General features: G+C 60.5%; 11 protein-coding genes. 6 read left to right on the top strand and 5 right to left on the bottom strand.

The window, feature by feature from the left end:
* Positions 1-50: 50 nt before the first annotated feature.
* The 4 genes from FBZ97_RS14490 (at position 51) to FBZ97_RS14475 (ending at position 5,525) form a co-directional block, all read left to right on the top strand.
* Positions 51-1,442, top strand: a complete 1,392-nt coding sequence (locus FBZ97_RS14490; RefSeq protein WP_145320498.1) for a multicopper oxidase family protein — start codon at positions 51-53, stop codon at positions 1,440-1,442.
* A gap of 170 nt (positions 1,443-1,612) precedes the next feature.
* Entirely contained in the window at positions 1,613-2,758 is a 1,146-nt protein-coding gene (rnd, locus tag FBZ97_RS14485) for a ribonuclease D (RefSeq protein WP_113354701.1), read from the top strand.
* Between the two features lie 191 nt (positions 2,759-2,949).
* Positions 2,950-4,002, top strand: a complete 1,053-nt coding sequence (locus FBZ97_RS14480; protein ID WP_145320500.1) for an adenylate/guanylate cyclase domain-containing protein — start codon at positions 2,950-2,952, stop codon at positions 4,000-4,002.
* Between the two features lie 164 nt (positions 4,003-4,166).
* Positions 4,167-5,525, top strand: coding sequence for an esterase-like activity of phytase family protein (locus tag FBZ97_RS14475; RefSeq protein WP_113354734.1), 1,359 nt, complete (start codon positions 4,167-4,169; stop codon positions 5,523-5,525).
* Positions 5,526-5,576: 51 nt separating this feature from the next.
* Here the strand turns inward: FBZ97_RS14475 and ppx are convergent, their stop codons facing one another.
* From ppx to FBZ97_RS14455, 4 genes are all read right to left on the bottom strand, one after another.
* Positions 5,577-7,097: an exopolyphosphatase gene (ppx, locus tag FBZ97_RS14470; protein ID WP_113329049.1), complete on the bottom strand. Its 1,521-nt coding sequence runs from the start codon at positions 7,095-7,097 to the stop codon at positions 5,577-5,579.
* Between the two features lie 11 nt (positions 7,098-7,108).
* Positions 7,109-9,310 carry an RNA degradosome polyphosphate kinase gene (locus tag FBZ97_RS14465; protein WP_145320502.1) on the bottom strand — a complete coding sequence of 734 codons (2,202 nt, stop codon included), beginning with the start codon at positions 9,308-9,310 and terminating at the stop codon, positions 7,109-7,111.
* Positions 9,311-9,385: 75 nt separating this feature from the next.
* Positions 9,386-10,099, bottom strand: a complete 714-nt coding sequence (hdaA, locus tag FBZ97_RS14460) for a DnaA regulatory inactivator HdaA (RefSeq protein WP_145320504.1) — start codon at positions 10,097-10,099, stop codon at positions 9,386-9,388.
* Positions 10,100-10,101: 2 nt separating this feature from the next.
* The gene (locus FBZ97_RS14455; protein ID WP_113329052.1) at positions 10,102-11,232 is read right to left on the bottom strand and encodes an AI-2E family transporter; all 1,131 of its coding nucleotides are present in this window, start codon (positions 11,230-11,232) and stop codon (positions 10,102-10,104) included.
* A gap of 222 nt (positions 11,233-11,454) precedes the next feature.
* On the opposite strand from FBZ97_RS14455, the gene purM reads away from it, so the two are divergent.
* Together purM and purN are read left to right on the top strand one after the other, a co-directional pair.
* A complete protein-coding gene (gene purM / locus FBZ97_RS14450; RefSeq protein ID WP_145320506.1) occupies positions 11,455-12,528 on the top strand; it encodes a phosphoribosylformylglycinamidine cyclo-ligase in 1,074 nt (357 codons plus the stop codon).
* Positions 12,525-13,196 (top strand): phosphoribosylglycinamide formyltransferase, encoded by a 672-nt coding sequence (gene purN / locus FBZ97_RS14445; protein ID WP_145320508.1) that lies wholly within the window; start codon positions 12,525-12,527, stop codon positions 13,194-13,196. Before purM ends, purN begins: the two co-directional genes overlap by 4 nt.
* Before the next feature lie 276 nt (positions 13,197-13,472).
* Here purN and FBZ97_RS14440 read toward each other — a convergent pair whose 3' ends face one another.
* On the bottom strand, positions 13,473-14,645 hold the full coding sequence (locus FBZ97_RS14440; protein WP_145320510.1) for an alpha-D-ribose 1-methylphosphonate 5-triphosphate diphosphatase: 1,173 nt from the start codon (positions 14,643-14,645) through the stop codon (positions 13,473-13,475).
* Positions 14,646-14,788: the final 143 nt, after the last annotated feature.

Raw genomic sequence — 14,788 nt, 5'->3', positions numbered from 1 at the left:
GCGGTCAACTTTAAACAGACATCCATATATCTTCGCCCCCGGAGCCCGACATGCCGATCCTTACCCGCCGCAATCTTTTGAAAGCTTCAGCCGTTGCGGGCGCTTATGGCGTTGGTATCGGGATCGCCGGGAAGTTTGCGGGCAAGGCGGCGGCCGCCGAGCCACTCACGCTGAAGACGGCCAAGATCGAGGCAAACCTTACCGACGGCGGCAAAACCAAGAACGTGCTCACCTATGGGGACGCCGGCATTCCGCCGGTCGTGCGCATGAAGAAGGGGGAACCCTTCGCCGCGCGACTGATCAACGGCATAGACGATCCGACGACCATTCACTGGCACGGCATTCGTCTGCCCAACAATATGGACGGCGTGCCGTTCCTAACTCAGCCTTATATTTATACCGGCGATCATTTCGACTACGCCTTTACGCCGCCGGACGCCGGCACCTTCTGGTATCACCCGCATTGCAATACGCTGGAGCAGATGGGCCACGGCATGACCGGCGTCATCGTGGTCGAGAACCCCAAGGATCCCGCCTTCGATTCGGAAGTAGTGCTCAATCTGCGCGATTGGCGGCTCGGCAGCGACGGACAGTTCATCGCCCAGTTCCGGCCGCGCGATGCGGCCAAATCCGGCACCTATGGCACGGTGCGGACCGCCAATTGGCAGCCGGAGCCGCGATATGACGCGCCTTCCGGCGGGCTGGTGCGGCTGCGCATTGCCATCACCGACGTCACGCGCATCTATTCCTTCCGCATGGACGGCGCCGAGGCGACTGTGATCGCGATCGACGGCAATCCCGTGCCGCAGCGCTTTCCGCTCGATCTTTTGCAGCTCGGACCGGGACAGCGGCTGGAGCTTGCGGTGCGCATGCCCGACAGCGAAGGCGCGGTCGTCAAGCTCGAGGACATCAAAGGGACCAATCCGAAGGTGCTGGCGACGCTACGCGCCGTGGGCGCATCATTGAAGCGAGACATGCGCGATCTGGCGCCGCTTGAAGACAATCCCGTGCAGAAGGCAGATCTCGGTTCCGCCACCCATATTCCGCTGATCCTGAGCTCGACGGCGGAGAATACCGCCGACAACAGCATTTGCGGCTCGCTCGGCTACAGTTTCTGGGCGATCAACAAGGTGCCGTGGCCGGGCGATACGCCCGATCCGACCGCGCCGCTTGCCGAACTCAAGCTCGGCAAGAGCTATATCATAGACATGGAAAACGTCACGCCGCACAGCCATCCGATCCACTTGCACGGAATGAGCTTTACCGTCATCTCCTCTTCGACGCGGCAGGTGCAGCCCTTCGTCTCCGATACCTATCTGATCCAGCCGGATGAAAAGGTGCAGCTTGCCTTCGTTGCCGACAATCCCGGCGACTGGCTACTACATTGCCATATCATCGAACATCAAAAGACCGGCATGACGAGTTACGTGCGGGTGGCCTAGCCGGTTGCGAGCCTCTTCAATTTCCAGTGGCCTTGGTCAAAGCCATCTCTGTTTCCGGCAATTTCAGCGAAAAGCGAAATGCGGCAAGGGCTTTGTCCGCGAAAGTATTGACATATCCGGCTGAAAGGAGAAGGAAGTTAAGAAAGTATTTTACCATTGAATGTGTTGATATGATCGAAACTACCGCCCAATTGGAGGCGGCCTGCCAAGAGCTGGCCAAGTCGGAATTCATCACCATCGATACGGAATTCCTGCGAGAAACGACCTTCTGGCCGGAGCTGTGTTTGATACAGATGGCAAGCCCCACCACCGAAGTGCTGGTGGATCCGCTGGCCAAGGGGCTGGATCTGGCACCCTTCTTCGAACTGATGGCCAATCCATCGGTTTTGAAGGTGTTTCATGCTGCACGCCAGGATATCGAAATCATCTTCCATCGCGGCAATCTCATTCCGCATCCGATCTTCGATACCCAAGTTGCGGCGATGGTCTGCGGCTTCGGCGATTCGGTTTCCTACGATCAGCTCGTCAGCCGCATCAAGAATGTCCATATCGACAAATCCTCGCGCTTTACCGACTGGAGCCGGCGCCCGCTCTCGGAAAAGCAGCTCGACTATGCACTCGCCGACGTGACGCATCTGCGCGACGTCTATCTCTCGCTCAAGGAGCAATTACAGCGCGAAGGGCGCGCCTCCTGGCTGCAGGAGGAGATGGCGATCCTCGAAGCGCGAGAGACCTACGACCTGCATCCGGACGATGCATGGCAGCGGTTGAAGATGCGGCTACGCAAGCCGCAGGAACTGGCCGTCCTCAAGTTCGTGGCCGCCTGGCGCGAACGCGAGGCGCGCGCCCGCAACGTTCCGCGCGCCCGCGTGCTGAAGGATGACGCGATCTATGAGATTGCGCAGCAGCAGCCGAAGGACACCGAGGCGCTGGCGCGGCTGCGCACCATCCCGAAGGGTTGGGAGCGCTCTGCCGCCGGCACTGCGGTGCTTGAAGCGATCAACGCGGCGCTGGCGCTGCCGAAGGCAGAAATGCCGCATCCGCCGCGCCACCAGCAGGCTCCCGAGGGCACGGCAGCGGCTTCCGAACTGTTGAAGGTCCTTTTGAAGCTGATTGCGGAAAAGCATGGCGTTGCGCCGAAGGTCATCGCCAACAGCGACGATCTCGACAAGATCGCCGCCGAGGGCGAGAAGGCCGATGTTGCGGCTCTGACCGGCTGGCGTCGAGATCTTTTCGGCGAGACTGCCCTGCAGCTGATCCAGGGTCAGGTGGCCCTGCGCTTCGTCGGCAAGCGGATCGAGACCATCGCCCTCTAGCCGCTACATTCTCCTTTCCCGCCGTCTTATGATTGCGTATGATTCGTGCATCGAGATGCCGGCTGCCATCACGATTGCGCCGCAAATCTCGTGAAATGAACGTCTTGTGTAATCGTTTTATTCGATGACGTTCCAGTTTGCCGGCGCAATCCCGCGTCGATGACAGGCGTCGCTTCTCGGCGGAAAAGTGAATGGGCATCTTCCATTCGATGCGCAACTGGATCCTGACATCGCTATTCGTCGCTTCGACGGGCGTCATCTACGGCAAGCTATTCTTCCCACAGGCGCCGATGTACATCGGCGCCGTCTTCGCGCTGTTCTGCGGCATGCCGCTGCTGGTCTTCGAACGCCGCATGATCCTGCCGCGGCTGAACGACTGGATGCATCGGCTGCCGACGCCGGCCTTTATCCTTTCGGCCCTGGTCGTCGATTTCCTGCTGATGAGCGTCGGCTACGCCATGGCGGGCAGTATCATGAAGCTTCTGGGGCTGGTCGATGGCTCCTGGGAAGATCTTACGCTGCTGAAGATAGACGTCTATCTTTATGCTGTCGTCGTCACCGCCATTGTCATTTTCATCGGCCGCGTGCGGGAATTGCTTGGGCGCGACGTCTTCTCCAGCCTGTTGACCGGCCGCTACCGCAATCCGGTGCAGGAGGAGCGCGTCTTTCTGTTCATCGATCTCGTCGGCTCGACTGCTTTTGCCGAGGAACATGGCGACCTGAAAACGCAGGAATTCCTCGGTGCGGTATTCGGTTCCATGGCCGAGCCGGTACGGCGGCATAAGGGCGCGATCGACGACTATATCGGCGATGCCGCCATCATCACCTGGCCGCTCCAACGGGGCGTCAAAAATGCCAATTGCGTGCGCTGCGTCTTCAATATCCTCGACGCTATCGAAAAAAACGCCGAAACATGGCTGAAATCCTATGGCAGGGTACCGCGTTTGCGGGCCGCTCTCCACGGCGGCAGCATCGTGACGGCGGAAATCGGCGTCGACCACCACAAGATCGCCTATTTCGGCGACACGGTGAACACGACCGCAAGGCTGGAGTCTCTCTGCAAAACGCTGGAGCGTCAGGTGCTGATTTCAAGCGACCTTGCCAGAAGGATGGAGCTTCCCGAAGGGATCATCAAGGAAGAGCTCGGCGAGCATGCCGTTCGCGGCCGCGATCAGCACCTTGGCGTCATCGCCCTTCACGCGCAGGACCAGCAGGCGCTGAAGACCATTCGCAATATATCGTGAGCAATACACATCGCTAGCTGCAGTCCGATATTGATGCACGCCAGGGCTTCACAGCCTATGGGTTGTCCACAGTCACCAAATCTTCACCTGAGCGTTAATTCACCGACATGGCTCCCCTGTTAAGCGGGATTGTTTTCACCACTTCTCGCCAACAAGGTGACATGATGACCCGAATCCTTTCCGCTTCCACGGCACTTTTCATTCTGCTTGCCGCCTCGGCGCAGGCAGACGAGCAGCAATTCAAGGCAAAGCTCGTCGGCCAGGCGATCCTGCCGGCCAACACCATCACTGCCGCCCCAGCCGATGCGGCAGATTTCTTGAAAACGTCAGGCAAATTCACCACGCCGGATCGCAAGCGCACCGACGCTCTCGGCACCGTGCCGGGCAAGGATGGCGCCCGCGTCACCGACCTGAAGCTGCCCTTCGCCGGCCAGCCGATTCAGGGCTTCTCCGGCATCAAGACCATGCCCGACGGTACCTTCTGGACGCTCTCCGACAACGGCTTCGGCTCCAAACAGAACTCTTCCGACGCGATGCTTTTCCTGCATCAGCTGAAATTCGACTGGGACGGCGGCAAGGTCGAGGTCGTCAAGAATCTGTTCCTGTCCGACCCGAACAAGAAGGCCCCCTTCCCGATCGTTATGGAAGGCGCCGACAAGCGTTACCTGACAGGCGCCGACTTCGACATCGAATCGATCCAACCTGTTGCCGACGGCTTCTGGATCGGCGATGAATTCGGCCCTTACCTGCTGAAATTCGACACGAACGGCCAGCTGACCGACGTCTTCGCAACGACGCTCGACGGCAAGCCGGTCCTGTCTCCTGACAATCCGCTGATCCAGCTGCCCGGCAACCCAACGCAGAAGATGCCGGCCTTCAACCTGAAGCGCTCCGGCGGCTTCGAGGGCCTCGCCATGTCGAAGGACGGCTCCAAGCTCTACGGTCTGCTGGAAGGCCCGATCTACAAGGATGATGGTCAGATGGAGAGCGTCGACGGCAAGACGGCCATCCGTGTCATCGAATTCGATGTTGCGTCGAAGAGCTGGACCGGCCGCAGCTGGCTCTATCCCTTCGCGGATAAGGGTGTGTCGATCGGCGATTTCAACATGCTCGACGAGACGACGGCCCTGGTCATCGAACGCGACAACGGCGCCGGCACGAAGGACAAGGCCTGCGCCGATCCCAAGCAGCCGAAGCCGGATTGCTTCGAGGCTCCGGCCGAGCTGAAGCGCGTCTATAAGATCGAGTTCAGCGACGCCAATGTCGGCAAGTCCGTTCGCAAGATCGGCTATATCGATCTGCTGCGCATCGAAGATCCCGATCACAAGCGTCGCCAGGGCGGCGGCGAAGGCTTTTACGACATGCCCTTCGTCACCATCGAGAATGTCGACCGCGTCGATGCCACACATATCGTCATCGGCAATGACAACAATCTGCCCTTCTCGGCAGGCCGTGCCGTCGATAAGGCTGACGACAACGAGTTCAGCCTTCTTGAAGTGGGCGATTTCCTGAACGCGAAATAAGTCGCGGCGAAACGGCCTCTCCCTGGTTTGCGGGGAGAGGCTTCAAAAAACCTATTCGAAGCGGAAGGCCAAGCGGCGGTTCGTAAGCTTGCCGAGCTGCTGCAGGCGCCCATCCAGTCGCTCGCCCGCAAAATCGTGATACTCGGCGGGGACGACGAATTCGAGGTCTAGATCCGGATTTGTCGAACGGCGGAACGACAGGTTGCGGACAATACCGGGCATTGACGCCGAGAAGAGATAGACGACACGCAACAGGCCGCCGAGCAGCTTGGCCCGCTCGATGTAGAGCGGCGTCGCGATCGTTGCCAGCGGCTCGGTCGCTCCATCGTCGTTCAAACCCTCGAAGCGATAGTAGTTGGCAAGTGCGATGAAGGCGCGGCCGGCATGGGTGATGCCGACGAAGGAGGTGTGGGCGATGATGTTCAGCGCCTGCAGGCCGCGATAATCGGGATGGGCCCGCCAGCTGATGTCGGCAAGCAGGCAGGCTGCCTGGCGATAGCGGCTCTCTTCTTCGGTCTCGGTGATACCGAAAAAGGGCATCATCCGCCCCGTCCAATCGGCAAGCTCGCGGGCATGTTCCGGCGAACGCGCACGCAGGATGGCAAGCTCGCCGGCTGCGGTGAGCAACGGATCGCTGTTGCGCTCCGCCTCCGTCAGCAGCGAATAGAGATAACCTTCACGAACGCCCTGAGCGGAGAAGGAGATGACGGACGGCTTCATAGCGGTCAGTACTTCGCGCATGGCGACCGCGCCGAAAGGCAGCAGCGAACGACGATGCTTGGAAACCGCCTGCAGAGCGGGGTCCTTCGAATCCTTCGATTCGACGATCTGATCCAGAAAGCGGATCATCTCATCGAGCGGCACTTCATAGCCCTGCATCATGTGCAGCGGATATTTGCGGATTTCCATGTGCAGCTTGGCCACGCTTCGCCATGTGCCGCCAACTGCGTAGAATGTCCGGCCCTCGCCCTTGCTCAGGAGCTTCGCGGTCTTGACATGCTTGCGCGCGAAGCTGCGCGCCTTCTCAATCGAGCCGCCAGCATATTCGGAGAGGCGCAGGCCGCCAAGCGGCAGCGTGATGCCCTTGCCGATCTCCCGGTCCTTGATGTCGATCAGCTCCAGCGAGCCGCCACCAAGATCTCCGGCAATGCCATCGGGATGGTAAAAACCGCTGATAATGCCAAGCGCGGAAAAGCGTGCCTCTTCTTCGCCAGACAGCACGCGCACCTTGCGCTGGAGGATGGCTTCTGCCTGATGGATGAACTGCGGACCATTGCTGGCCTCACGCGCTGCGGCTGTCGCCAGCACGTAGATGGTGGATGCGCGCGCCTGATCGGAGAGCGCCTTGAAGCGATGCAGCGCGGCAAGCGCCCGCGCCACGCTTTCCTCGTCCATCTTCCCCGTCAGCGCTATGCCCTTGCCGAGGCCGCACAGCACTTTTTCGTTGAAGAGGATGGTTGGCGACCGCGAATGGCCTTCATAAACGACAAGGCGGACCGAGTTCGACCCGATATCGACAACGGAGACAGGGGCGATGCCCGGAAGACGCCCCTGGGCTTCTGATTCAACCATGCAGGTCCAATTTATTTGTTGCGGCCCGACAGCAGCCCAGCGATGAGTTTCGGTGCGCTGGATTTCAAGGCTTCACCACGGCCGGACAGGCTGGGATTGGTCATGAAATACTGCTGTGCATTGAATGGCTCTTTTCCCTGACGCACTTCCATGCGCCGTGAAGTCCCGTCCGGCAATATCTCGTAGCTTTGCTGATTGTCAATGATATTGCCCAGCATGATCTGTGAAAGCACCTGTTCATGCACGGTCTTGTTGGTGAGCGGCACGAGCGTTTCGACGCGGCGGTCGAGGTTTCTCGGCATCATGTCGGCCGAGCCGATATAGACCAGCGCCTTGTCCGACGGCAGGCCGTGGCCATCGCCGAAGCAGAAGATGCGGCTGTGCTCGAGGAAACGGCCGACGATGGACTTGACGCGGATCCTTTCCGAAAGCCCGGGAATCTGCGGGCGCAGGCAGCAAATGCCGCGCACGACAAGCTCGATATCGACGCCGGCGTTGCTGGCGCGATACAGAGCGTCGATGATCTCGGGATCGACGAGCGAATTCATCTTCATCCAGATCGCCGCCGGACGGCCGTTCCTGGCATGTTCGATCTCGCCTTCGATATGCTGAAGGATGCGAGGACGCAGTGTATAGGGCGAAACCGCGATCTTCATGCCCTGTTCCGGCTCACCGTAACCGGTAATGAAGTTGAAGATGTTCGCCATGTCATGGGCGATCGTCGGATCACAGGTGAAGTAGGAAAGATCGGTGTAAATCTTGGCGGTCACCGGATGATAGTTGCCGGTGCCGAGATGGCAATAGGTCCGCAACTTGCCATCTTCGCGGCGCACAACCATGGACATCTTCGAGTGCGTCTTGAGCTCGATGAAGCCGAAGACGACCTGCACGCCGGCGCGCTCCAGATCGCGCGCCCAGCGGATGTTGGCTTCTTCGTCAAATCGAGCCTTCAGTTCCACCAACGCGGTAACTGATTTGCCGAGATCGGCTGCATCGATCAGCGCGCGGACGATGGGGCTGTCATTTGACGTGCGGTAAAGCGTCTGTTTTATCGCCAGAACATCAGGATCCCTAGCAGCCTGGAGAAGGAACTGGACCACCACGTCGAAGGATTCATAGGGGTGGTGGACGACCATGTCCTTTTCACGGATCGCGGCGAAGCAATCGCCGGCATGTTCGCGGACGCGCTCAGGAAATCGGGCATTGTAGGGCTCGAAACGCAGATCGTCGCGCGGCGCCTTGCAGATTTCGGAAAGCGTGTTGAGCGCGAGAAGGCCGGGCAGAACCGCGATGCGGTTTCCCGGAACGTTCAGCGACTCCACCACGAACTGGCGAAGCTCGAGCGGCATTTCGGAGTCCGTCTCGATGCGGATCACAGAACCGCGGCGGCGGCGTTTCAGCGCGGTTTCGAAGAAGCGCACCAGATCCTCGGCCTCTTCCTCGACTTCGATGTCGCTGTCTCGAATGATGCGGAAGGTACCGGAGCCCTGCACTTCGTAACCCGGATAAAGCCGGTGGATGAAGATGTTCACCACATCTTCGAGCGTGATGTAGCGGATGACGTTGCTAGCGTCAGGCAGGCGCACGAAACGGTCAAGCGCCGGCGGCAGGCGCAACAGCGCCGTCATCGGCTCGCGGCCATTCATGCTCTTCAGCTGCAGCGCGATCGAGAAGCCGAGGTTCGGAATGAACGGGAACGGATGGGCCGGATCGATGGAGAGCGGCGTCAGGACCGGGAAGATCGCCTGTTCGAATTCGGTATGGAGCCACTGTCGGTCGGCATCGGAAAGGGCGGCCGGGCGTACGATCAGAATATCTTCCTTGGCGAGATATTGCTGCAGGACGGCGAGCGAAGCCTGCTGCTCCATCTGCAGATTGTCGATCTCGCGCAGGATATCATCGAGCTGTTCGGCCGGCGTCTTGCCATCTGGGGTGCGCACGAGAATCTTCTGGCGGACCTGGCCCTCAAGACCGGCAACGCGCACCATGAAGAACTCATCGAGGTTCGCGGCGGAAATCGAAAGGAAGCGGACGCGTTCCAGCAGCGGATGGGCGGTGTTCAGCGTCTCTTCAAGGACGCGGCGGTTGAACTGCAGCCAGGAGAATTCGCGGTTGATGAAGCGCTCGGGGCTGGTCAGCAATTCGCTGACCGCAGGTGCGGTCTCTGGATTTTCCTGGTTGGCGTCCTGATGTTCCGTGAGTGCCGAGTCCATGTTCCACCTACCCTCTTTCCAATCCTGTGCCACGTATATCAGTTTGACGACGGAACTGTGACAGTCGATGTCAGCTCAATCCGGCTGACCGGAGCCACCCAGTTCGTTCAAGACCTCGGCTGCCAACAGGCGCGTGATCCTTGTTCCTCGCGCCAATGCCAGCCGGTCCAGCCTGTCGACGATCAGCTGCGCTGCGTTCAGGGAACGCTCCATGCGATTGACGATATAGAGGACGAGTTTGTCATCGATATAAAGCTGGCGATCGGCGAATAGCTTGACGATCACCTGCGACAGCAATTCCTCGTCCGGCTCACCGATCTCGACCACCGTCGCCGCCTTCAGGCGCGAGCGCAGGTCGGGCAGCGTCACCGGCCACGACATCGGCCAGAGCCGGCTCGTCATCAGAAGACTGGTGCCGTTTTCGCGCACACTATTGATGACATGAAAGAGTTCGGTATCGTCAAAACCGAGACGATCCACGTCTTCGAAGATGACGGGCCCGTTCGCCGCGGCAACGGCAGTATCGGAGCCGGCCACCGGGTGAATGTGGACTGCCCCGCATCGCTCTGCCCAGATGCTGGCAAGATGCGATTTGCCGGAGCCGACGGGACCGGCCAGGATGACGACCGGCGACGGCCAGTGCGGCCAGGAATCGACGATCTTCACCGCCGCGCTCAAGGGATCGGCGACGAGCAGATCGTCGCGTCCGTTTGCGGGATCATGCGTAAAGGCCAAGGGCAGCTGCTCGGCGGCCTTGCGCCTTAGATCAGCGTTCTTTGCGTCGGTCATGTCTAGCTATTCTCGGTCTTGCCGGCCTTGGCTCTGCGCGCCTTGCCCGCTTCCGAGCGTCCATAATAGAGATCGCTCTGAAGGTAGCGCGAAAGGGCGAAGCGGACAAGAACGCCGCAGGCGGCAGCGGCCGGGACGGCTATCAGCAGCCCGACGAAGCCGAAGAGCGCGCCAAAGGCAAAAAGGGCGAACATCAGCCAGACCGGATGGAGGCCCACGCTTTCGCCGACAAGCTTCGGCTGCAGCACATTGCCTTCCAGAAACTGGCCGGTGAAGAAGACGACGAGCGTCAGGCCGACCCAGAGATAATCCGGCCAGAACTGAACCAGTGCGACGCCGACGGCCAGAACGAGGCCGACCATCGAGCCGACATAGGGAATGAAGCTGATCATGCCGGCGAAGAGGCCGATCAGCAGACCGAAATTCAGGCCGACCAGCGAGAGACCGACGCCGTAATAGACGCCGAGAATAATGCAGAGCGAACCCTGCCCTCGAATGAAGCCGGCGATTGCCTGGTCGATCTCGCGAGCGATCTGGCGAACGGTGGCGACATGATCGCGCGGGATCCAGTCGTCCACCTTGGCGACCATCCGATCCCAGTCGAGCAGCATATAGAAGGCGACGACGGGTGTGACGACCATCAGCGAGATGATGTTGACCAGCGCCTTGCCAGAGCTCCAGAGCTGCGCGAACAGGCCGCCGACGAAGCTCAAACCTTCGGACATGATGCTGGAGAAATTGTCCTTGATCGCGCCGAGCTGGTTGCGGATCCAATCCGGCAGCACCATCGTCTGCGCCTTGGCGATCAGCTGCTGGATCTGCTGCACATAGGTCGGAATGTGCTGAATGAAATCGTTGAACTGATTGACGATGATCGGGATGAAAATCGTCAGCGCCAGCGCGAAGATCAGTATGAAGGAAACGAGGATCACCACCGTCGCCATCAGGCGGCTGAGGCCGATCCGCTCCAGCCGGTCGGCGACCGGATCGAGAAAATAGGCTACCGCCATGCCAGCGATAAACGGCAGCAGGATCGTGCTGAAGATATAGATAAAGGCGATGAAGACGACGAGCACGATCACCCAGAAGGTGACTTGACGCTTGAGGCTCGCCCCGCTGACCTTTTGCTCCATCGTCTTCCCCGTTGTTTCGCGCCCGTTTGCCGTGTGCTTAGGACATAGGATGATGCCGCAATTATGGTCAAGCCTGCGGCCGGAAATCTGCCTTGAGCAATGGGAAGCGGGGAAAATCGAAGGGTTTGCGGCGCTTGCGCCTTGCATAAAGGCCCCTATCATGCAATGGCGAGCCGATCAAAGCCCTGTCATAATGGACGGGCGGCCATCGGAGGCGGAAGCATGAGCCAGTCTGGAAAAAACGGTCTGACCTATAGCGACGCGGGCGTCGATATCGATGCCGGCAACCTGCTGGTCGAAAAGATCAAGCCTGCCGTCCGTTCGACGCGCCGGCCGGGTGCCGATGGTGAAATCGGCGGCTTCGGCGGCCTGTTCGATCTCAAGGCCGCCGGCTTTACCGATCCGGTGCTGGTGGCCGCCAATGACGGCGTCGGAACCAAGCTGAAAATCGCGATCGATGCCAACTATCACGACACTGTCGGCATCGATCTCGTTGCCATGTGCGTGAACGATCTGGTCGTCCAGGGCGCTGAGCCGCTCTTTTTCCTAGATTACTTTGCCACCGGCAAGCTCGACCCGGATCAAGGTGCGGCGATCGTGGGCGGCATCGCGGCCGGCTGCCGTGATGCAGGCTGTGCGCTGATCGGCGGCGAGACCGCGGAAATGCCAGGCATGTATTCCCATGGCGATTACGATCTGGCGGGCTTTGCCGTCGGTGCGGCTGAGCGCGGCCAGCTGCTGCCCTCGGGCGACATTGCCGAAGGCGACATCATTCTCGGCCTCGCTTCGTCAGGCGTTCATTCCAACGGCTTCTCGCTCGTGCGCAAGATCGTCGAGCTTTCCGGCCTTGGCTGGGATGCACCGGCTCCCTTCGCCGAAGGCAAGGCGCTGGGCGAAGCGCTGCTGACACCGACGCGCATCTATGTGAAGCCACTGCTCAAGGCCATCCGCGAAACCCATGCCCTGAAGGCACTCGCACACATCACCGGCGGCGGCTTTCCGGAGAATATTCCGCGCGTACTGCCGAAGCATCTTGCCGCTGAAATCGATCTTGCCGCGGTGAAGGTGCCGCCGGTCTTCTCCTGGCTTGCCAAGACGGGCGGCGTCGAAGCGAAGGAAATGCTGCGCACCTTCAACTGCGGCATCGGCATGATCGTGGTGGTTGCTGCCGAGAACGTTGAGCCCGTGAAGGCCGTGCTTGAGGCAGAAGGCGAAGCCGTCGTTACGCTCGGCTGCATGGTCGCTCGCGAAGAAGGCGCTCCCGGCACCGTCTACAAGGGCACGCTCGCTCTATGACCACGCCGCGCAAACGCGTCGTCGTCTTCATCTCGGGCGGCGGCTCCAACATGCTGGCTCTTCTGAAGGCCACGAAGGCAGCGGACTACCCGGCCGAGATCGTCGGTGTCATCTCCGACAAGGCGGATGCCGGCGGGCTGGCAAAGGCTGCGGCGGAAGGCGTTGCGACCTTCGCTTTCGTCCGCAAGGAATTTCCCAGCAAGGAAGCCCATGAAGAGGCGATCCTTTCGCAGCTGGAAGCCCTCTCGCCCGATATCATCTGCCTTGCCGGCTATATGCGGCTGCTCTCCGGCCGCTTCATCCAGGCCTACAAGGGCCGGATCATCAACATCCATCCCTCCCTGCTGCCGCTTTTCCCCGGCCTGCACACGCATCAGCGCGCCATCGACGCCGGCATGCGCATTGCCGGCTGCACCGTGCATTTTGTTACCGAGGGCATGGATGAAGGCCCAGTCGTCGGCCAGGCCGCCGTGCCCGTCTTAACCGACGATACCGCCGACAGCCTTGCCGCCCGCGTGCTGACGGTCGAGCATCAGCTCTATCCGCAGTCGCTGCAGCTGCTGGCGGAAGGCAAGGTCAGGATGGAAGACGGCAAGGCCGTGAGCTTTGGCAAAACCCCTACTGTCGATGGGCGGCAGATTTTGTCGCTGCTTGGTGACGCAGGCTAAATAGGGAATTGCAGCGGCAAACAGCCCCCTCATCCGCCCTTCGGGCACCTTCTCCCCGCGGGGAGAAGGGGAGCGTTTCTGGTGGCCTTCGTTTTGTTGACGGCAAGACAGACGGTATCGGCAACTTTCCCTTGGATGCCAAAGTTTCCCTTATAAGGCACTTTTACCGGGATAGATGCGGCTTGCAAAAAACCCTTCTCCCCTCGGGGAGAAGGTGGCCCGAAGGGCCGGATGAGGGGGGGCGGAGCGCCGACCTCCCCCTTCAATTGTCCTCCCTCAAGCAGCCATTGCCATCAGCGGATGCAGCGTGCCGTCGCTATAGACGATGCGGCCGCCGCGGAAGGTGGCGCGGATGCGGTGAACCGAGCCGGGTTCGACGGCGACCAGATCGGCAAGCTGGCCAACAGCAATCTCACCTCGATCCGTCAGACCGGCGGAACGGGCGGCATTGGAGGTTGCCGTCGCAACGGCCGCCGGCAGACCGCCAGCGACAACATCAGCAATCTTGAAAATAGCCGGCACGAAGGCGGCCGGGTGATAATCGGCCGCGATGATGCCGAGCAGGCCGGAGCGAGCCGCGTCCAGGGCGCTGAGATTGCCGGACATGGACTGGCCGCGCAGCGCGTTTGGTGCGCCCATTAGTGTCCAGAGACCGCGGCGGCAGGCTTCCTCCGCCGCCGGTCCGGTCACCGGAAATTCGCTGATCGTCACGCCGAGATCGTGCATCGCCGCCACCTTCTCGGGGCTGTCGTCATCATGAGAGGCGAGCGACAGCTTGTGCTTCAGCGCAAGGTCGACCACTTCATGGAGCTTGCGCTCGATCTCAGGATCCTCGCGCTGCGCAATGCGCTTTGCCACGACTTCCTCGGCCGCCTCACGCGACATGGACCGGCGCTCGGACATGCTGCGGATGTAGCTTTCGATGTCGTTGTACTGCCCCTGCCCCGGTGTATGGTCGGTGAGCGAAACCATATCGACGGAGCCCTCTTCCAGGAGCCGCTCCAGGGTCGGAGCCGCGCCGAGATTGGTGATTTCGTAGCGGGCATGGACGCGATGATCGATCAGGAGCTCCTCGCGCAGCAGGCTGCCGATGCCGCGAATGACAGCCGAAGTGGTTTCGAGCGAACGGACGTGGCCGTAGACGCTTTCGGTCGCAAAGGAGAGCGCTGCAAAGGCAGTGGTGACGCCTGCCGCCGCCAGCTTCTTGTCCAGCTCGTGAATGCCGAAATCGATCGGCATCATCGCATTCGGCCGTGGCGCAATCTCGCGCTCCACCATGTCGCAGTGCAGATCGACGAAGCCCGGCATCAGCAAACGGCCGCCGCCATCAAACGTCGGCTGCTCCACAGGCTCCGAGCGGATTTCGGCAATCACGCCGTCTTCGATGCGCACGGCGCCTCTCTCGACAACTTCATTGGGAAGAACGAGCGTGAAATTGCTGAGCCACATCGGCTTTCTCCTGAAACAGCGTCCATGATCGAAGGAGGCTCGGAAACATTCGAATGTTTCCGGCCAGCACGCCCCGGTAAGCTCGATTCGTGACATTGTGATGAATGGCGAGCAGAGTCTTTACAAAGCTCCCGCTCACCCGT

The organism is Rhizobium sp. ERR 942, assembly GCF_007828395.1.
GTDB lineage: Bacteria > Pseudomonadota > Alphaproteobacteria > Rhizobiales > Rhizobiaceae > Rhizobium > Rhizobium dioscoreae.
This window is presented reverse-complemented; position numbering and strand designations above follow the sequence as displayed.

Coding starts and splice junctions, on each gene's coding strand:
- FBZ97_RS14490 (WP_145320498.1), top strand. CDS start 51: ATGCCGATCCTTACCCGCCGCAATCTTTTGAAAGCTTCAGCCGTTGCG.
- rnd (WP_113354701.1), top strand. CDS start 1,613: ATGATCGAAACTACCGCCCAATTGGAGGCGGCCTGCCAAGAGCTGGCC.
- FBZ97_RS14480 (WP_145320500.1), top strand. CDS start 2,950: ATGGGCATCTTCCATTCGATGCGCAACTGGATCCTGACATCGCTATTC.
- FBZ97_RS14475 (WP_113354734.1), top strand. CDS start 4,167: ATGACCCGAATCCTTTCCGCTTCCACGGCACTTTTCATTCTGCTTGCC.
- ppx (WP_113329049.1), bottom strand. CDS start 7,097: ATGGTTGAATCAGAAGCCCAGGGGCGTCTTCCGGGCATCGCCCCTGTC.
- FBZ97_RS14465 (WP_145320502.1), bottom strand. CDS start 9,310: ATGGACTCGGCACTCACGGAACATCAGGACGCCAACCAGGAAAATCCA.
- hdaA (WP_145320504.1), bottom strand. CDS start 10,099: ATGACCGACGCAAAGAACGCTGATCTAAGGCGCAAGGCCGCCGAGCAG.
- FBZ97_RS14455 (WP_113329052.1), bottom strand. CDS start 11,232: ATGGAGCAAAAGGTCAGCGGGGCGAGCCTCAAGCGTCAAGTCACCTTC.
- purM (WP_145320506.1), top strand. CDS start 11,455: ATGAGCCAGTCTGGAAAAAACGGTCTGACCTATAGCGACGCGGGCGTC.
- purN (WP_145320508.1), top strand. CDS start 12,525: ATGACCACGCCGCGCAAACGCGTCGTCGTCTTCATCTCGGGCGGCGGC.
- FBZ97_RS14440 (WP_145320510.1), bottom strand. CDS start 14,645: ATGTGGCTCAGCAATTTCACGCTCGTTCTTCCCAATGAAGTTGTCGAG.